Source organism: uncultured Tateyamaria sp. (assembly GCF_947503465.1).
Taxonomy (GTDB): domain Bacteria; phylum Pseudomonadota; class Alphaproteobacteria; order Rhodobacterales; family Rhodobacteraceae; genus Tateyamaria.
This window is the reverse complement of sequence record NZ_CANNDN010000001.1, coordinates 1226917-1242977: the sequence shown is the minus strand read 5'-3', so window position 1 is coordinate 1242977 and position 16061 is coordinate 1226917. Positions and strand designations below refer to the sequence as shown.

Here is a 16061-nt window from a genome sequence, read left to right as displayed (position 1 = left end):
ACATGAAATTCTTCGTAGACACAGCCGAGATTGACGCCATCGCCGAACTCAATGACCTCGGAATGGTCGACGGTGTCACCACCAACCCGTCGCTGATCCTGAAATCGGGGCGCGACATCCTCGAAGTGACCAAGGAAATCTGCGATCTGGTCGACGGCCCGGTCAGCGCCGAAGTAGTGGCGCTCGAGGCCGACGCCATGATCGCCGAAGGCCGCAAGCTGGCCGAGATCGCGGACAACATCACCGTCAAGCTGCCGCTGACGTGGGACGGGCTCAAGGCCTGCAAGGTGCTGTCGGGCGAGGGCAAGATGGTCAATGTCACGCTGTGCTTCTCCGCCAACCAGGCGCTGCTCGCGGCCAAGGCGGGGGCGTCCTTCATCTCGCCCTTCATCGGGCGTCTCGATGACATTCACCTCGACGGTCTGGAACTGATCGAAGACATCCGCACGATCTACGACAATTACGGGTTCGAGACGGAAATCCTGGCGGCTTCCATCCGGTCGGTGAACCACATCCAGGATTGCGCCAAGATCGGGGCGGACGTCATCACCTCGCCCCCGGACGTGATCAAGAAACTGGCCAACCACGTGCTGACGGACAAGGGCCTTGATGCCTTCATGAAGGACTGGGCCAAGACGGGTCAGAAAATCCTGTAACTCAGGCGTTTCCGGCTCGCCTTAGCAACACGCGAAGCGCATCCGGCCCCAGGGGGAAAAGTCGGGGCGCGGACCCGTGAGTGGTGGCTTCGTGTGGTCTTGTCATGCGCGGGATATGACAGGCGGGCGGGTGCGATTCACGGGGAAGTTGCAGGCGCACTTCCCCGGTCGTGACGTCACCGGCGCAACAGGCGCGCAAAGTCCGAACAATTATTCCAAGTTCGGGGCAGATTTCGCGGAATCGCCGTGTTATAAGCGGCGCCAAGAAAAAGTTTAGGTACGGTATGAGCAGCCAGCCCAAGATTGACGACGCCCTGCGAGAGGCGATTATCACCCGTCCGGATGTCATCCTTGATGACAAGGACCTGATGCATGCGCTGATCGCGGCCAACGAACGGGCAATGGGTGGCAACATCGTTGACCTGCGCGGATTGGCGATGGAACGGCTCGAGGCGCGGCTGGACCGGCTCGAAGACACGCACCGGTCGGTCATCGCGGCGGCCTATGAAAACCTGGCCGGCACGAACCAGATCCACCGCGCCATCCTGCGCATGCTGGACCCGCTCGAATTCGAACCGTTCCTCAAGGACCTGGGCGGAGAGGTTGCGGAAATCCTGCGGGTGGATGCGGTCAAGCTGGTGCTGGAATCGGTTCAGAACGACAATGACCCTGCGGTGCAACGGCTCGGCGACGTGCTCAGCGTGGCAGAACCGGGCTTTATCGACGACTACCTGACCGACGGGCGCGGCGGCAATGTGCGCCAGGTCACGCTGCGCCAGGTGCAGGACGCAGACACCGAGATTTATGGCGACGATGCCACCTGGATCCGGTCCGAGGCGTGCCTCAAGCTCGATTTCGGCGACGGGCGTTTGCCCGGCCTGTTGGTCATGGGGGCCGAAGACCCGCACATGTTCGGCCCGCAGCAGGGCACCGACCTTCTGGGCTTTTTCACCGGGGTCTTCGAACGGGCCATGCGGCGCTGGCTGGGATGAGCCCGCTCTACGTCAGGACCGAAAGGGATCGAAAATACCCCGCCGCGTCAGCGGCGCGACCGGGTTCTTTTCGATGCGCGATATGGCAGAGACGTCCAGCAGTGCTTTGATCTCCCCCGCCGCCCGCGACGCGTTGGACCTGTTTCTGGCGCACCAGGGCGCGATAAATGGCGCCGCAGAGAATACCATTTCGGCCTACAGCCGCGATATCGCCGAATTCCTCGCCTTTATGACCGTGCATTCCGGCCAGAGCCAGGGATTGGGTGCGCTTGCGCGCATCGACATACGCGACATGCGATCATGGATGGCCAACATGCGGGCAGGGGGTGTCGGTGCCCGGTCGCTTGCGCGGAAACTGTCGGCGGTCAAATCCTTCTATAAATGGCTGGCCCCGCGCGAAGGGTTCGAACCCACGGCCGTGCTCAGCACCCGCGCGCCCAAGTTCACCAAGAAACTGCCACGCCCACTGGACGAAAGCGCCGCCCGAGAGGTGCTGGAGATCGCGCCGCTGCAATCGGACAAGCCATGGGTCGGTCTGCGGGACACGGCGGTGCTGACCCTGCTGTGGGGCTGCGGTCTGCGGATTTCCGAGGCGCTGTCGCTGACGGCGGGGCAGGCGCCCCTGCCACAGGTCCTGCGCATCACGGGCAAGGGCGGCAAGGAACGGATCGTGCCGGTGATCGATGCGGCGCGTGACGCCGTGCAGGCGTACACGACCGCGTGCCCGTTCAACCTGCCTGCGGAGGGGCCATTGTTTCGGGCGATCCGGGGCGGGGCGCTGGCGCCGCGCGCCATCCAGAAGGTCATGGCAAATGCACGCATGCAACTGGGCCTGCCCGCCAGCGCCACGCCGCATGCCATGCGCCACAGCTTTGCCACGCATCTGTTGAATGCGGGCGGTGACCTGCGGGCCATCCAGGAACTTCTGGGCCACGCATCCCTGTCGACCACACAGGCCTATACGGCAGTGGACACGGTGCGCCTGATGGAGGTCTACGCCAAGGCCCATCCAAAGGCGTAAGGCCGCAGCCATCACGCAAACGTGCAGCAAACGTGACAGGGGCAAGCCTATGCGCCGGGGCGCAGTTGGTTCAGCATACCAATGCATACTAACCAATCCGGAGGGGACGCCGACCATGCTACGCAAATTCACATACGCAGCCGTCTTGACGCTTGCCGCAGGGGCCGCCAGCGCGGAAGACTGCAACGCCATCACGGTCGAGGACGCCTTTGACCTGACAGAGGCACAGATCGGTGTGCTTTACACCTGCCTGCAGGACAAGATGGCGACCGGCTATGCCAAGGAAGGCGACGAGATCGGCACCACCTATCGCAGCTGGGCCGCAACAGCCACGCGTCCTGCCGTTGCGGGCCCGCATGGCAACCGCCTTCTGAACACCTACGCCAATGATGTGGCGGCGGACCAGTACCTGAAGTTCGAGGAAGAGGGGTTCGAAATGCCGGTGGGATCGGTCCTGGCCAAGGAATCGATCACGGTCTCGATCAAGAAGAAAGCCGCACGGCCCGGCCCGTTGTTCATCATGACCAAGGTCGGTGCGGACGAAGCGCCAGACACAGCAGGCTGGCTTTATGCCGGGCTGCAACCCAACGGCAAGGTGATGAAGGTCAAGCAGAGCTTCTGCCATGACTGCCACGCCGGGTGGGAGGCACAGGATTACCTGGGCTACCCACTGGAAGAGGTGCGCCTGGGCCAGTAGCCAGCACACGGGCCACCGGCCCCTGCACCGAACCGCGTCGGCTGCCCGTCGGCGCGGTTTTGCGTTTGCAACCCACCGCATCATGGATCATGACGGGTATATGACACTGCAAATGCGCGCCCTGGGCGTTCACCTTCTCACCGCCACCGGGGCGGTCTTTGCGATGCTGGCGATGCTGGCTGCGGTAGATGCCAAATGGGACCTGATGTTCCTGTGGCTGGTTGTGGCGTTCTTTGTCGATGGGATCGACGGACCCCTCGCGCGCCGATACGACGTCAAGACCAACGCCCCCGCATTTGACGGCGTGCTGTTGGACCTCATCATCGACTACCTGACATATGTCTTCATTCCGGCCTTTGCGCTGTTCTCGTCTGGCCTGATGGCCGGTTGGACGGGCTGGGTGGCGATCATCCTGATCACCTTCGCGTCCGCGATGTATTTTGCGGACACGCGGATGAAGACCAAGGACAACTCGTTTTCCGGCTTTCCAGGATGCTGGAACATGGTGGTGCTCGTGATCTTCGCGCTTGAACCGAATTTCTGGGTCTCGCTGACCCTGGTCACGGTGCTGGCCGTGGGCATGTTCCTGCCGCTGAAATTCGTGCACCCCGTGCGCACCGAACGCTGGCGCTGGCTGACACTGCCGATGGCGCTTGCGTGGACCTTCTTTGCGGGTTGGGCGGCATGGGTCGATTTCCACCCCGAAAGCTGGGCGCATTGGGGGCTGGTGGTCACGTCGCTGTATCTGGTGTTCGCGGGGATCGCACAGCAACTGATCCCGCAGCGCTAGATCAGGAACCCGCCCTCATGGCGCAACAGGGCCACCTTGGTCTCAACCCCGCCGGCGCCTGAAAACCCGGTCAGCCCCTTGGCCCCCATCACCCGGTGACAGGGAATGATGATGGGAATGGGGTTGCCACCACAGGCCTGCCCCACGGCCTGCGCCGGCACGTTCAAGGCCTTGGCGATATCGCCATAGGTGCATGTCTGTCCAAAGGGGATGGCCGACATCGCGGCACACACATCGCGCTGAAATTGCGAGCCGCGCACCCGCAGCGGCAGGTCGAACCGTTCCAACGCGCCCGCATCATAGGCGCGCAGCTGCGCCATCGCGGCATCCAGCGTGTCCGACCGGTCGGCACGGCCCGACACACCCCAGGTCAGGCGCACGATCCTTCCATCCTCTTCCGTCAGGGTCAGATCGCCAAACCGGGTCTGCACATCACAGCGTTTCATACGCCCAATGTCGCGCCGCGACCGCCATGCTGCAACCCGAACCTTGCGCCAAGCGGTGGCAACCCCGCGCAGGTATCCTGCGCCCTGCCGCACAAACGCCCCCCTCGCCAAGGCCCGGCAAAAGGCGTAAAGCGCAGGCATGGCCCAGTACATCACATTGGATGATGCGCGCACATTGCCGCGCTGGCGGCGCCCGACGGCGCTCCTGTTCCTGATGGCCTTTGCCATGCCCATCGGGTTTTCGGTCTGGCTGGCGCTGTTGAACAATTTCGTGGTCGAGGCGGCCAATTTCGACGGTGCCGACATCGGCCTTCTGCATGCGATCCGCGAGGTGCCGGGGTTCCTCGCGGTGGGTGTGATCGTGGTGATCATGGTCATGCGCGAACAGGTGCTTGGCCTGATCTCGCTTGTCATGCTGGGGATTGCCACGGCGCTCACGGCGCAGTTTCCGCAGATGGGCGGCATCCTCGCACTGACCTTCATCAGTTCCATCGGCTTTCACTATTACGAGACGGTCAACCAGTCGCTGCAATTGCAATGGCTGCCCAAGGACCGCGCGCCGCAAATGCTGGGCTGGCTGCTGGCGGCGGGGTCCACGGCCACCTTCCTCGTCTACTTTGTCATCATGGTGCTATGGGAGCCGCTGGGCCTGACCTACAACGCCGTCTACATGGTGGGCGGTGGGATCACGGCGGCCATCGCGATCTTTGCGATGCTGGCCTACCCCCAATTCGAGGCGCCCACACCCCAGTTGAAAACCTTCGTGCTGCGCAAGCGGTATTGGCTCTATTACGCGCTGCAATTCATGTCCGGGGCGCGGCGGCAGATCTTCATGGTCTTTGCCGGGTTCATGATGGTCGAAAAGTTCGGGTTTCAGGTGCACGAGCTGACGGCGCTTTACCTCATCAACCTGATGGTCAACATCATCGTCGCCCCGCTTCTGGGCCGCATCGTCGCCCGGTTTGGCGAACAAAAGGCGCTGGTGTTTGAATATACCGGGCTCGTGCTTGTGTTTCTGGCCTATGGCGGGGTCTATTTCATGGGCTGGGGGCTGGTCATTGCGGCCGCGCTCTACGTGCTGGATCACATCTTCTTCGGCCTGGCCCTCGCGCTGAAAACCTACTTCCAGAAAATCGCGGATCCGCAGGATATCGCGCCAACGGCGGCCGTGGCCTTCACCATCAACCACATCGCTGCGGTGGGCCTGCCGGTGCCGCTTGGCCTGTTGTGGCTTTTTTCGCCGGGGGCCGTGTTCCTGCTGGCGGCCGGAATGGCGGCCACGTCGCTGTGCCTTGCGCTTTTGATCCCGCGCCACCCGGTGCCGGGGTCCGAGACGCGGCTGGGCACTGCCCTGCCAACCCCGGCGGAGTGACGTGGCCCAAGGGCGCTTTCTGACAGGGTCGACCATGGGCCACGTGGTCCGCATGACGGGCACCGGCGCCTTTGGCATCACATTCGTCTTCCTGGTGGACGCCGCGAACCTGCTGTGGATCTCGCAACTGGGGCAGCCGCAACTGGTGGCTGCCATCGGCTTTGCCTACGCGATCCAGTTCTTTTCCGTCTCCTCCGGGGTCGGGTTGATGATTGCGGCCACCGCACTTGTGTCCCGACGGATCGGCGAAGGCGACCGCGCCGCCGCCCGGCGGCAGGCGGGGGCGGCCCTTGCGATCTCGGTCGTGGTGCAGGCGGCCATCGCCACGCTGGTCTTTGCCTTTCGTCACGATCTGGTCGCCATGGCGGGGGCCACGGGGGAAACGGCACGGCTGTCGGCACGGTATCTGGGGCAGACCATCTTTTCGCTCGTGCCCATGGCCGTGGCGCTGACCGCCTCGGGCACACTGCGGGCCGAAGGGTTCGGGGCCAAGGCCATGTATGTGACCTTGTGTTCCGGCATGGTGCTGATGGTGCTGGACCCGATCTTTATCGTGGTCTGGGGCATGGGGCTGGATGGCGCGGCGCTGGGGCTTGTCCTGTTCCGGTTCAGCCTGATGGGGCTCGCTCTGTTCTTCGCCGCCTACCAGCACGATCTGATCGCGCGACCCGGATGGGAGGCGGTGCGCAGCACCTGGCGCCCCTACATGGGCATCGCGATCCCGGGTATCGCAACCCAGATGGCCACGCCTGCGGGCAACTACATCCTGACGGCGGTCATGGCCCCGTTCGGGGATGATGCCGTGGCGGCCTGGGCCGTGGTGGGGCGGCTCACGGTACTGACCTTTGGCGGCATCTTTGCGCTGTCGGGGGCCATCGGGGGCATTTTCGGCCAGAATTTCGGGGCCGGGTATTATGATCGATTGCGCAGCACCTATCGGGACGCCCTGGTGTTTTGTGTGATCTACACGCTGGTGGCCTGGGCGCTCTTGTGGTCATTGACCCCCCTGGTCATTTCCGGGTTTGGGCTGACCGGGCAGGGGGCCGAGGTGCTGCGCGCCTTCACGTCCCTGGGTGTGGGGGCCTTTGTGTTTGTGGGCGCACTCTTTGTGTCGAACGCGGCGTTCAACAGCCTGGGGCGGCCTGCCTGGTCGACACTTGTCAACTGGGTCAAGGACGGCGCACTGTCCTGGCCCGCAGCGACGCTGCTCGTGGCGCCCTTCGGGGCGGCAGGGGTGATCTATGGGCAAGCGGTGGCCGGGGCCATCATGGGTGTACTTGCGGCAGCCTGGGGCTGGCGCTATGTGGCGCGGCTGGGGCCGCAGACACAGATCCCGGCCGCGCCGCCCCGCCCCTGGCCCAATGCCGACAGATACCGGAGACGCTGATGCCCACATGGACCGCCCTCACCACGCTCACCGGCAAGGCCCAGGCCGATGCCTTGGGCGCCGCGCTGGAACACCTGACACCAGAGCCGACGGGCATCGGCGTGTTCGAGGTCGAAGACGAAAGCGGGCTTTGGGAAGTGGGCGCGTATTTCACCGACCGGCCAGACGAAACCGCCCTGTTGCTGTTGACCACCGCCATGGGCGCGAAACCCTTTACCGTGTCCGAGCTGCCCGAAACCGATTGGGTCGCCCATGTCAAACGCGAACTGGCCCCGGTCGAGGCGGGGCGCTTCTTCGTCTACGGCTCCCATGACGCGGACAAGGTGCCGCCCGGCAAGCATCCGCTGCTGATCGAGGCGGCGATGGCCTTCGGCACCGGCCACCACGGCACGACGCTGGGCTGCCTCAAGGCGCTGGACCGGCTGGTGGATGCGGGCGTGACGGCGGACCGGGTGGCCGATATCGGCTGCGGCACGGCGGTGCTTGCGATGGGGGCGGCCGCGCTCTGGCCGGCGGACATCATCGCCAGCGACATCGACGCCCAGGCGGTGGATGTGGCGCGTGCCAACCTGGTCGCCAACGGGATGGAAGGGCGCGTGTCCCTGGCCGAGGCCGCGGGCTTCGATCACCCGGACCTCGCAGGCCCCTTCGACCTGATCTTTGCCAATATCCTCAAGGGGCCCCTGATTGCGCTGGCCCCGGACCTCTCGGCGCGGCTTGCGCCGCAAGGATACGCGATTCTGTCGGGCATTCTGAACGAACAGGCCGACGATGTGGCAGCGCACTATGTCCGGAATGGAAACGATCTGACCCACCGCGAAGAGATTGGTGAATGGACCACGCTGACACTGCGCAGAAAGCCATAATTGATCGCTTTTTTTAGCGGCTTTCGACGCATTTGCCCAGATTTTGCCACATTTGGGGCGCATCTTGCCTTCTTGTAACCGGTGGGGGCTGGTTTGAAGTTCATGAGGCTGCCCATGGTTGAGACCCAGCAGGACTTTCACAATCGACTGACCGCGCTTGGCCGCAAACACGCGGCCATGGCCAACGGCTATGTCACGCGGATGCAACGCGACGGCCTGGTTGTCGTCAAACCCAAGCGCCGCGCACGCCGCGGGTTCCCGCTCAGGGGGCTCGTCGCCCTCGTGGCCGGGTTCTTCGTGTTCAAGGCGCTGATGCTCGCGTCGTTGGGGGACATCACCTACAACGAACGCGTGGCCAAGCTGCAGCAGGGCGCGCAGCTGGAACAGATGGGCGCAAAGCTGATGCAGATCGACCCGGCCAGCTCGTACATCGCGGGCGTCCTTGATCCACTCGTAAAGTAAGACAGACCACCCTCCAAAGAAAAGCCGCGGTACCTGTGCTCAGGTCCGCGGCTTTCGCTGTGGGTCACAGCGCGTCCAAGACTGGGGAGAGTTGGGACGCCTTCCGGTATGTCGCTGAACAGCCCTCTCGCGCGGCTCAGCTGTCTGACATGCGCCTTGGGTCAGTGGCCGTTGGCCACATCATCAATGTCGCCACGGACCAGGCCGATATCGTCAAGTTCACGGTCGGTCAGCGCGTTCAGGGCGTTGCGGGTCACACGGGCATCGTTCCAGGCAACCACTTGGGCAACCAGCTTGGAAACAAAGCCTTTGAATTGGCCGGCAACAGGTGCAGCGCCATATGCGGGGCGGGTGGTGTCGAAAGCAGCCATTGCAGCAGTCCTTTTTTCGATATGGTATGCCGATCTCATCGGCGTTGTGCTGCGCATTTAGGCACGATGAAAACACCCCGCAAGCCATCAAAAATCATATGTGCCATGCAAATTCTGCATGGCACCGGCCCAAGGTTAACGCGCTGGAATACTTGGAAAAATGCGACCATGCCCGGCGTCGATTTCGGACCTGAAAAGGGCGGAAACAGACCGTGTTCCCGGTCCCGTGTCGAAAACGGAAACGTGCATGTCGCAAACGCACCATCCGCGTTAACCCTTGGCGGATGTTCGCCTTTCGTGCTACTGCATCTCAAAAGCCACAAAAACTTGGGCGAGGGCGGTACATCATGCGAATTTTGGGGATCGACCCGGGGCTGCGCCACATGGGGTGGGGCATCATCGATGCCGATGGCCCGCGTCTGCGGCATGTCGCCAACGGCATCTGCAATTCTGCGGGCGATGATCTGGCGCAACGACTGCTCAGCCTCTTTGACCAGATCAGCACCGTGATCCGCGACCACGGCCCCCAGACCGCCGCCGTTGAACAGACCTTTGTGAACAAGGACGGGGCAGGCACGCTGAAACTCGGTCAGGCGCGCGGCATCGCCATGCTGGCCCCGGCCCGCGCCGGCCTCAGCGTCGGCGAATACGCCCCCAACGCGGTCAAGAAGACGGTGGTGGGCGTGGGCCACGCCGACAAACGGCAGGTTGCCCATATGGTCCGCGTGCAATTGCCCGGCATCGACATCGCCGGACCGGATGCCGCTGACGCGCTCGCCATCGCCATCTGCCACGCCCATCACGGCGCAGGGCAGGGGCTGGCCGCCGCCGTGGCACGGGCACGCGCATGATTGGCAAGCTCTCCGGCCGCATCGACTACAAGGCCCCCGATCACATCCTGATCGACGTGCGCGGCGTCGGCTACATCGTCTATTGCTCCGACCGCACGCTCGCGTCCCTGCCCCCCGTGGGGCAAGCCTGCGCGCTGTTCACCGATCTCGTGGTGCGCGAGGATCTCATGCAACTCTTCGGCTTCCAGACCCTCGCGGAAAAGGAATGGCACCGCCTGCTGATGTCCGTGCAGGGCGTGGGGGCCAAGGCGGCACTTGCGATCCAGGGCACGCTCGGCCCGGACGGGGTCAGCCGCGCAATCGCACTGGGCGACTGGAACGCGGTCAAGGCGGCCAAGGGCATCGGCCCCAAGATCGCCCAACGCGTGGTCCTGGATCTCAAGGACAAGGCCCCCGGCGTGATGGCCATGGGCGGCACCGTGGCTGACGCCACCGGCGACACCTCGGCAGAGGCCGAGGTGATCGAACCGATGCCCGTCAGCGCGCCACCATCCTCGGCGCAGGCCGACGCGCTCTCGGCCCTTGGCAATCTCGGCTATGGCCCCTCCGATGCCGCCGCCGCCGTGGCCCAGGCCGCAGGCGCGGACCCGCACGCCGAAACGCCCGCGCTCATCCGTGCCGCGTTGAAACTCCTGGCCCCGAAAGGATAGAGGTGGGCAGACGGCACGCCTGCCTCATGAGTAAAGCACAATGACCGACGCTTCCGACCCCACCTTGCGCGGCGCGCCCTTGCCCGACGATGATGCGGCCGGCTTTGACCGTGCCCTGCGTCCGCAAGTGCTGGATGACTTCGTGGGCCAGGCCGAAGCGCGCGCCAATCTGCGCGTCTTCATCCAGTCGGCCAAGCAGCGGGGCGAGGCGATGGACCACACCCTGTTTCACGGGCCCCCCGGTCTGGGCAAGACGACGCTGGCCCAGATCATGGCGCGCGAACTGGGCGTGAACTTCCGCATGACGTCCGGCCCGGTGCTGGCCAAGGCAGGCGACCTTGCCGCGATCCTCACCAATCTCGAAGCCCGCGATGTCCTCTTCATCGATGAAATCCACCGCCTCAACCCGGCTGTGGAAGAGGTGCTGTACCCCGCGCTCGAAGACTTCGAACTGGACCTCGTGATCGGCGAAGGCCCCGCCGCCCGCACCGTCCGCATCGAACTCCAGCCCTTCACGCTGGTGGGGGCCACCACCCGCATGGGCCTGCTGACCACGCCGCTGCGCGACCGGTTCGGCATCCCCACGCGTTTGCAATTCTATACCGAGGACGAATTGTTCACGATTGTCGACCGCAACGCCCGCACCCTCGGTGCGCCCGCGGACGAAGGCGGCGCGCGCGAGATTGCCCGCCGCGCGCGCGGCACGCCCCGCATCGCCGGGCGGCTCTTGCGCCGCGTCGTGGACTTTGCCGTGGTCGATGGCGATGGCCGCGTCACGCGCGACCTGGCCGATGCCGCCCTGACACGTCTGGGCGTGGATCATCTGGGGCTTGATGGGGCGGACCGACGGTACTTGAAGCTGATGGCCGATCACTATGGCGGCGGTCCCGTGGGTGTCGAAACCCTCAGTGCCGCCCTCAGCGAAAGCCGCGACGCGCTGGAAGAGGTGATCGAGCCGTACCTGCTGCAACAGGGCCTGATCCAGCGCACCCCGCGCGGCCGGATGCTGGCGCAGCGCGCGTGGCGGCATCTGGGCCTGACCCCGCCGAAATCCTCCGGCGATCTGTTTGATTAATCAAAGGTTAATGATGCAATCGGACGAGATCGAAGCGCTCTTTACCCGCGATACAGGCGATTATGTCTTTGCCCGCTGGGGCCGTCCCGTCGCTCCGGTGGTCTTCGGCGTGAAGGACGAAACCCTGGGCGTGATCAAGGGCGCAGTCGAGGCCGTGTGCCAACTGGCGGGCCACGAGATGGCCGAGACGGACCCCGAGCTTGGCTCGAATTTCATGTGGTTCTTCTTTTCCGACTGGTCCGAACTGCCCGAGGTGCCGGGTCTTGACCGCCTCGTCCCCGACCTCGGCCCGCTGGTTGAACGGTTGCGAGACGCCGATGCCAACCAATACCGCATCTTCCGCTTTGATGCGGCGGGCGCGATCAAGGCCTGCTTCGTGTTCCTGCGCATGGATGACCACCTCAGTAAGGTCCCGGCTGAGACTTTGGCGCTCAGCCAGACGGTGCAATCCATCCTGCTCTGGTCCGACCGCGCATTCCGCGACCGTTCCCCCCTCGCCGTGGCCGGAGAGACGACCGTCCTGCGCCCCGACATCGCCGCGCTGATCCGCGCAACATACGATGCCGTATTGCCCGCAAGCGCCAATGACGCCGCCCACGCGCTGCGTCTCAGCGCAAGACTTCCCACCACGTCCTGACCCGTCCCCGCGGGGACGGCTCAGCCGCCCAGGGATCGCAGCAGGTCCAGCGATGGTGTTCCCGTCGCGGGCAGGCCCCGACTGGTTTGGTAGGCCGCGATGGCTGCTTGCGATTTCGTCCCAAGCACGCCGTCCACGCCGCCGGTGTCAAAGCCGCGTTGCGTCAGGCGACGCTGCAGGTCGATGCGGTCGTCCTTGGTCAGGCCGTATTGATCGGGCGGAAAGGTGCCTTGCAGAGGTCCACCACCCGCGATGCGATCGGCCAGATGCCCCACACCAATCGCGTAGCTGTCGGAGTTGTTGTAGGTCTTGATGACCCGGAAATTGCGGGTCACCTGGAACCGTGGTCCACCGGGTTGCGGCTGGATGACGGTGCCCGCCGCGCTGCCCGTCACCTCGCGCCCCCAGCCTTGACCCGTCTGCCATCCGTTCCGAGACAGGTAGGCGGCGGTCGAGGCGAGGCTGTCGCTGGGGTCGTCCGACCAGATGTCACGCTTTCCGTCGCCGGTGAAATCCACCGCGAAGGCTTGGTAGGACGTGGGAATGAACTGCGTATGCCCCATCGCACCGGCCCACGACCCCGTCAGGTTCGCGGGGGTAACGTCGCCCGACTGAAGGATGCGCAACGCCTCGATCAATTGCTTTTCAAAGAACGCCCCGCGACGTCCGTCAAAGGCAAGCGTGGAGGTGGCGGAAATCACCGGCACGTCCCCGCGCCGTTCGCCGTAAAAGCTCTCGAGCCCCCAGATGGCCGTGACGATGTTGGCCGGTACACCATAGCGCGCCTCGACCGCGTTCAGAGTGCTGCGGTGTCGGGCAAAGGCAGCGCGGCCCTTGGAGACGCGTTCGTCCGAGGCGGCGATGGAAAGGTAGTCTTCGAGCGTGCGGATGAACTCGGTCTGGTTGCGGTCGCGGCGCACGACGCCGGGCAGGTAGCCGGTCCCTCGGAAGGCTGCGGTCAACGTGGACTGCGAGATGCCCTGGGTCGCGGCGCGGGTCCGGAAACTGGCGACCCAGGCGTCGTAGGCGGCGTTGGGCGCGGGGCGCAGGTCGGCCGGAAGACCACCCGAGGTGCTGCGGGTCGGGGCGGTGGCGGAGGCGCAGGCCGTCAGGGCGACGGCACCGAGGCCGAACAGGGTGGTTCTGCGGGTAAGGGACATGTTTCGGGCCTGTTTTTCCGGGCTGCTTTGGAGGCAGTTTAGGCCACTTGTGGCAAGGTGCAATGGCGTCAGTTGCGGGGCCGGATCATCGGCCTTTGCCCGCTGTCCCCGCGGGGACCGGGGTTTGTCCCCGCGGGGACAGCGTGTTCGGACGCTTTAGAAGATGTTTAGCGATATGTGATTTATGTTTCGTTGCAGTAGTTTGGTTCACCGAACGGAGGGGTGACCGGAAATTAACCATGGAAATGGAGACTGACGCACGATCGGGTGCGGTTGGTGTGAATGATGGTCGGTTAACCGCAGGGGGTGGACTTTGCAAAATTGTGTGGGATGGCGGCTTTGAGCCCATACTCCTGATTTTCTGTAGTGCGGCGAATGTCGGCTCTGGCTTTTTGGCAGTACCTCAGAAATACCGCCGCACCCGCGACGAGTAGTTCTCGAACGCGATGCCGTACTGATCTTTCAGCCAAGGTTCCTCAGAAAACGGCGCGGCAACAAGCACTGCGATTGCCGGAAAGCCAACGATCATCGCCGAAGGTGCTGCTGACAGGATCATCCAGCCACTGACGATGCCAATGTCAGCCATATATTGCGGGTTTCGAGAGTAACAATACATGCCCTCAGTGCGCAGGCTGCCTTTGGCTCCACCAGTCTGCGGCACCCCAAAGTGTGAGACTTCCATCCATACCACAATGTTGCCTATCAGGATGAGAGGCAGGGCTACGCCAAACCGCACCCAATTTGGAATGGCCAGAACACCCCAGCCCCAGACCCCAAGCAAGATGAGAACCCCAAACAGCGTGAATGTCGGCACCCAGACAAGGAACGGAGTAAGTGCCGTATAGCGCTTGGGCGGCCATATCCGCCTCGCAGGAAAGGCAATCGACCAGAGGATTGCGGCTAGGGTCATAGCAGCAACCCCAAGACCCAGAGCAATCAGCAAACTCTGCATTATGCCTCTGCGTGTTTGTGGTCGCTTATTTCCCGTCGCTCCGCGATGGCTTGTCGCACAATCTGGAAGGCCGACGACAGGAACAGCACGGCCATGATCGTCGCAACAATCAAGTCCGGCCAGCCGGTTGCTGTGCCCCAGACGCCCAAGGCCGCGAACATGACGGCGACATTGCCGATTGCGTCATTGCGCGAGCATAGCCAGACTGAACGCACATTGGCGTCACCGTCTTTGTAGCGCACCAGCAATAACACACTGGCAAGGTTCGTGAGCAACGCCAGAAAACCAACAGCCCCCATGATTTCGGCTGTGGGAACTCCGACATAAAAGACGCGGTAGACGGTCGATCCGAAGACCCAAAGTCCCATCAACAAGAGGCTGAAACCCTTGAATAGCGCGGCATTGGTACGGGCGCGAAGTGACGCCCCTATGACAGCCAGTGAGATGCCATAGGTCATTGCATCACCTGCAAAGTCGAGAGCATCGGCTTGCAATGCCTGGGACTTCGCCAAATGGCCCGCAGTCATCTCAACCGCGAACATTATCGCATTAAGTGCAATGACAATCCAAAGTCGTCGTTTGTAGTCATCTGAGACACCATCAAATTTGGCGTCATGTCCGCAGCAGCCTGCCATGGGGTAACCTCTTTCATCTTACGTTGATGATAGTGTAATGTCTCTAGTGACTAGAGGTTCAAGAGGTTTCTTCATGTTTTCTATTGGCGAGCTATCAAAGCGCACAAAGGTCAAGGTTCCCACCATTCGTTACTATGAAGAAATGGGTCTTTTGACAGAAGCCGAACGCACGAGCGGCAATCAAAGACGCTACGACACAGCCGGACTAGAGCGGTTGAGCTTCATTCGCCACGCACGTGATTTGGGCTTCTCGATAGAAGCTATTCTGTCCCTCATTGAACTCCAGGAACACCCGGATCGTTCTTGCCAAACTGCGACGGAGATTGCGACATCGCAGCTCACGGATGTGCGCGCCAAAATCAAACGGTTGCGCGCTTTGGAGAAAGAACTCGTTCGAATGTCCAAAGGTTGTTACGGTGATGGCGTTTCCGAGGATTGTTACGTGCTGGCGTCACTGGCTGATCACAGGCTTTGTGACCAAGAGCATTAACTCTCCAACGCGGGCTAAGCGCAGCAGGACTTGCCTTCTTGGATCGGCGGACATGGAACGGTTGCATAGGAACAATAAACGCAACAATCCCCCTCAAGCGGCTTTAAGACGGTCTGACATGATTTGCATTCATAGAACCACTGGCAGGCATCCGTCGGCATGGTTTCGGTTTCGACGTGCCCACATGAAGGGCATGTCAGTGTGGATGCCAAGACTACTTTTGCTTCTTCCGTCGCCATAACGCGTATCCTGTGATCAAGAGAAATCCAGCCAACGCTGGAAGCAAGACAGCATCATTGTAAAAAACACTCAATAGTCCGGTGAGGCCAACGCTGGTCAGCAATATCGGCAGCAGCGGGGTGAAACAGCACAGAGCTGCAACAACCGAGCCGCCAATTCCAAGAGTAAGAAGCTTGTCCTTCATTTTTGCAGCTTACATGGTTCGCTTCGCTTCACGAACAAAAATGAGCAGACAAACACGGACGTGAAGAATGCAGACATTCAGTTCGTAGCGCCGGGCGGCCGCAAAGTCCCGCAAACAAGCCGAACGC

The 16061-nt window shown here is 62.8% G+C and carries 21 protein-coding genes; 14 read left to right on the top strand and 7 right to left on the bottom strand.

The window, feature by feature from the left end; all coding sequences use genetic code 11:
* Window positions 1-2: 2 nt before the first annotated feature.
* The 5 genes from fsa (at window position 3) to Q0844_RS06380 (ending at window position 4156) form a co-directional block, all read left to right on the top strand.
* Window positions 3-656 (top strand): fructose-6-phosphate aldolase, encoded by a 654-nt coding sequence (fsa, locus tag Q0844_RS06400; protein WP_299043158.1) that lies wholly within the window; start codon window positions 3-5, stop codon window positions 654-656.
* A 284-nt stretch (window positions 657-940) separates the two neighbouring features.
* Window positions 941-1648 (top strand): DUF484 family protein, encoded by a 708-nt coding sequence (locus Q0844_RS06395; protein WP_299043157.1) that lies wholly within the window; start codon window positions 941-943, stop codon window positions 1646-1648.
* A gap of 82 nt (window positions 1649-1730) precedes the next feature.
* Window positions 1731-2669, top strand: coding sequence for a tyrosine recombinase XerC (locus Q0844_RS06390; protein WP_299045225.1), 939 nt, complete (start codon window positions 1731-1733; stop codon window positions 2667-2669).
* A 115-nt stretch (window positions 2670-2784) separates the two neighbouring features.
* A complete protein-coding gene (locus Q0844_RS06385; RefSeq protein WP_299043156.1) occupies window positions 2785-3366 on the top strand; it encodes a cytochrome P460 family protein in 582 nt (193 codons plus the stop codon).
* Between the two features lie 100 nt (window positions 3367-3466).
* Window positions 3467-4156 (top strand): CDP-alcohol phosphatidyltransferase family protein, encoded by a 690-nt coding sequence (locus tag Q0844_RS06380; RefSeq protein ID WP_299043155.1) that lies wholly within the window; start codon window positions 3467-3469, stop codon window positions 4154-4156.
* Here Q0844_RS06380 and Q0844_RS06375 read toward each other — a convergent pair.
* The gene (locus Q0844_RS06375) at window positions 4153-4602 is read right to left on the bottom strand and encodes a methylated-DNA--[protein]-cysteine S-methyltransferase (RefSeq protein ID WP_299043154.1); all 450 of its coding nucleotides are present in this window, start codon (window positions 4600-4602) and stop codon (window positions 4153-4155) included. The genes Q0844_RS06380 and Q0844_RS06375 overlap by 4 nt on opposite strands.
* 139 nt (window positions 4603-4741) lie before the next feature.
* On the opposite strand from Q0844_RS06375, the gene Q0844_RS06370 reads away from it, so the two are divergent.
* The 4 genes from Q0844_RS06370 to Q0844_RS06355 all read left to right on the top strand — a co-directional run bounded on the left by Q0844_RS06370 (window position 4742) and on the right by Q0844_RS06355 (window position 8689).
* A complete protein-coding gene (locus Q0844_RS06370) occupies window positions 4742-5974 on the top strand; it encodes an MFS transporter (protein WP_299043153.1) in 1233 nt (410 codons plus the stop codon).
* Between the two features lies 1 nt (window position 5975).
* Complete coding sequence (locus Q0844_RS06365; protein WP_299043152.1) at window positions 5976-7361, top strand: MATE family efflux transporter; 1386 nt, start codon at window positions 5976-5978, stop codon at window positions 7359-7361.
* Window positions 7361-8227, top strand: a complete 867-nt coding sequence (locus Q0844_RS06360; RefSeq protein ID WP_299043151.1) for a 50S ribosomal protein L11 methyltransferase — start codon at window positions 7361-7363, stop codon at window positions 8225-8227. The genes Q0844_RS06365 and Q0844_RS06360 overlap by 1 nt, the downstream gene beginning before the upstream one ends.
* Window positions 8228-8341: 114 nt before the next feature.
* The gene (locus tag Q0844_RS06355; protein ID WP_299043149.1) at window positions 8342-8689 is read left to right on the top strand and encodes a hypothetical protein; all 348 of its coding nucleotides are present in this window, start codon (window positions 8342-8344) and stop codon (window positions 8687-8689) included.
* Window positions 8690-8850: 161 nt separating this feature from the next.
* On the opposite strand, the gene Q0844_RS06350 is transcribed toward Q0844_RS06355, so the two are convergent.
* Window positions 8851-9060, bottom strand: a complete 210-nt coding sequence (locus tag Q0844_RS06350; protein WP_299043147.1) for a DUF1127 domain-containing protein — start codon at window positions 9058-9060, stop codon at window positions 8851-8853.
* Between the two features lie 347 nt (window positions 9061-9407).
* Between Q0844_RS06350 and ruvC the strand changes: the two genes are divergently transcribed.
* Genes ruvC through Q0844_RS06330 form a run of 4 tightly spaced genes read left to right on the top strand, consistent with a single transcriptional unit; the run spans window position 9408 to window position 12273 of the window.
* Complete coding sequence (ruvC, locus tag Q0844_RS06345) at window positions 9408-9911, top strand: crossover junction endodeoxyribonuclease RuvC (protein WP_299043145.1); 504 nt, start codon at window positions 9408-9410, stop codon at window positions 9909-9911.
* Window positions 9908-10561 carry a Holliday junction branch migration protein RuvA gene (ruvA, locus tag Q0844_RS06340; protein WP_299043144.1) on the top strand — a complete coding sequence of 218 codons (654 nt, stop codon included), beginning with the start codon at window positions 9908-9910 and terminating at the stop codon, window positions 10559-10561. The genes ruvC and ruvA overlap by 4 nt, the downstream gene beginning before the upstream one ends.
* A gap of 40 nt (window positions 10562-10601) precedes the next feature.
* Window positions 10602-11636, top strand: coding sequence for a Holliday junction branch migration DNA helicase RuvB (ruvB, locus tag Q0844_RS06335; RefSeq protein WP_299043143.1), 1035 nt, complete (start codon window positions 10602-10604; stop codon window positions 11634-11636).
* Between the two features lie 13 nt (window positions 11637-11649).
* Entirely contained in the window at window positions 11650-12273 is a 624-nt protein-coding gene (locus tag Q0844_RS06330; RefSeq protein ID WP_299045224.1) for a hypothetical protein, read from the top strand.
* Between the two features lie 20 nt (window positions 12274-12293).
* Here the strand turns inward: Q0844_RS06330 and Q0844_RS06325 are convergent, their stop codons facing one another.
* The 3 genes from Q0844_RS06325 to Q0844_RS06315 all read right to left on the bottom strand — a co-directional run bounded on the left by Q0844_RS06325 (window position 12294) and on the right by Q0844_RS06315 (window position 15020).
* Window positions 12294-13433: a lytic murein transglycosylase gene (locus Q0844_RS06325; RefSeq protein ID WP_299043142.1), complete on the bottom strand. Its 1140-nt coding sequence runs from the start codon at window positions 13431-13433 to the stop codon at window positions 12294-12296.
* Between the two features lie 403 nt (window positions 13434-13836).
* Window positions 13837-14385 (bottom strand): methyltransferase, encoded by a 549-nt coding sequence (locus Q0844_RS06320; RefSeq protein ID WP_299043141.1) that lies wholly within the window; start codon window positions 14383-14385, stop codon window positions 13837-13839.
* Entirely contained in the window at window positions 14385-15020 is a 636-nt protein-coding gene (locus Q0844_RS06315) for a cation diffusion facilitator family transporter (RefSeq protein ID WP_299043139.1), read from the bottom strand. Before Q0844_RS06315 ends, Q0844_RS06320 begins: the two co-directional genes overlap by 1 nt.
* Window positions 15021-15093: 73 nt before the next feature.
* Here Q0844_RS06315 and Q0844_RS06310 point away from each other — a divergent pair, with 73 nt between their 5' ends.
* A complete protein-coding gene (locus Q0844_RS06310) occupies window positions 15094-15510 on the top strand; it encodes a helix-turn-helix domain-containing protein (RefSeq protein ID WP_299043138.1) in 417 nt (138 codons plus the stop codon).
* A 14-nt stretch (window positions 15511-15524) separates the two neighbouring features.
* Here Q0844_RS06310 and Q0844_RS06305 read toward each other — a convergent pair whose 3' ends face one another.
* Together Q0844_RS06305 and merF are read right to left on the bottom strand one after the other, a co-directional pair.
* The gene (locus Q0844_RS06305; RefSeq protein WP_299043137.1) at window positions 15525-15749 is read right to left on the bottom strand and encodes a GDCCVxC domain-containing (seleno)protein; all 225 of its coding nucleotides are present in this window, start codon (window positions 15747-15749) and stop codon (window positions 15525-15527) included.
* Complete coding sequence (gene merF, locus Q0844_RS06300; protein ID WP_299043135.1) at window positions 15725-15934, bottom strand: mercury resistance system transport protein MerF; 210 nt, start codon at window positions 15932-15934, stop codon at window positions 15725-15727. The genes Q0844_RS06305 and merF overlap by 25 nt, the downstream gene beginning before the upstream one ends.
* Between the last annotated feature and the right edge of the window lie 127 nt (window positions 15935-16061).

What these genes read in the sequence shown, in the direction of transcription:
- Q0844_RS06305 (WP_299043137.1), bottom strand. Translation starts at nt 15,749, where the DNA reads ATGGCGACGGAAGAAGCAAAAGTAGTCTTGGCATCCACACTGACATGC.
- merF (WP_299043135.1), bottom strand. Translation starts at nt 15,934, where the DNA reads ATGAAGGACAAGCTTCTTACTCTTGGAATTGGCGGCTCGGTTGTTGCA.
- Q0844_RS06325 (WP_299043142.1), bottom strand. Translation starts at nt 13,433, where the DNA reads ATGTCCCTTACCCGCAGAACCACCCTGTTCGGCCTCGGTGCCGTCGCC.
- Q0844_RS06320 (WP_299043141.1), bottom strand. Translation starts at nt 14,385, where the DNA reads ATGCAGAGTTTGCTGATTGCTCTGGGTCTTGGGGTTGCTGCTATGACC.
- ruvB (WP_299043143.1), top strand. Translation starts at nt 10,602, where the DNA reads ATGACCGACGCTTCCGACCCCACCTTGCGCGGCGCGCCCTTGCCCGAC.
- Q0844_RS06390 (WP_299045225.1), top strand. Translation starts at nt 1,731, where the DNA reads ATGGCAGAGACGTCCAGCAGTGCTTTGATCTCCCCCGCCGCCCGCGAC.
- Q0844_RS06385 (WP_299043156.1), top strand. Translation starts at nt 2,785, where the DNA reads ATGCTACGCAAATTCACATACGCAGCCGTCTTGACGCTTGCCGCAGGG.
- ruvC (WP_299043145.1), top strand. Translation starts at nt 9,408, where the DNA reads ATGCGAATTTTGGGGATCGACCCGGGGCTGCGCCACATGGGGTGGGGC.
- Q0844_RS06355 (WP_299043149.1), top strand. Translation starts at nt 8,342, where the DNA reads ATGGTTGAGACCCAGCAGGACTTTCACAATCGACTGACCGCGCTTGGC.
- Q0844_RS06360 (WP_299043151.1), top strand. Translation starts at nt 7,361, where the DNA reads ATGCCCACATGGACCGCCCTCACCACGCTCACCGGCAAGGCCCAGGCC.
- Q0844_RS06380 (WP_299043155.1), top strand. Translation starts at nt 3,467, where the DNA reads ATGACACTGCAAATGCGCGCCCTGGGCGTTCACCTTCTCACCGCCACC.
- fsa (WP_299043158.1), top strand. Translation starts at nt 3, where the DNA reads ATGAAATTCTTCGTAGACACAGCCGAGATTGACGCCATCGCCGAACTC.
- Q0844_RS06310 (WP_299043138.1), top strand. Translation starts at nt 15,094, where the DNA reads ATGTTTTCTATTGGCGAGCTATCAAAGCGCACAAAGGTCAAGGTTCCC.
- Q0844_RS06315 (WP_299043139.1), bottom strand. Translation starts at nt 15,020, where the DNA reads ATGGCAGGCTGCTGCGGACATGACGCCAAATTTGATGGTGTCTCAGAT.
- ruvA (WP_299043144.1), top strand. Translation starts at nt 9,908, where the DNA reads ATGATTGGCAAGCTCTCCGGCCGCATCGACTACAAGGCCCCCGATCAC.
- Q0844_RS06370 (WP_299043153.1), top strand. Translation starts at nt 4,742, where the DNA reads ATGGCCCAGTACATCACATTGGATGATGCGCGCACATTGCCGCGCTGG.
- Q0844_RS06350 (WP_299043147.1), bottom strand. Translation starts at nt 9,060, where the DNA reads ATGGCTGCTTTCGACACCACCCGCCCCGCATATGGCGCTGCACCTGTT.
- Q0844_RS06395 (WP_299043157.1), top strand. Translation starts at nt 941, where the DNA reads ATGAGCAGCCAGCCCAAGATTGACGACGCCCTGCGAGAGGCGATTATC.
- Q0844_RS06375 (WP_299043154.1), bottom strand. Translation starts at nt 4,602, where the DNA reads ATGAAACGCTGTGATGTGCAGACCCGGTTTGGCGATCTGACCCTGACG.
- Q0844_RS06330 (WP_299045224.1), top strand. Translation starts at nt 11,650, where the DNA reads ATGCAATCGGACGAGATCGAAGCGCTCTTTACCCGCGATACAGGCGAT.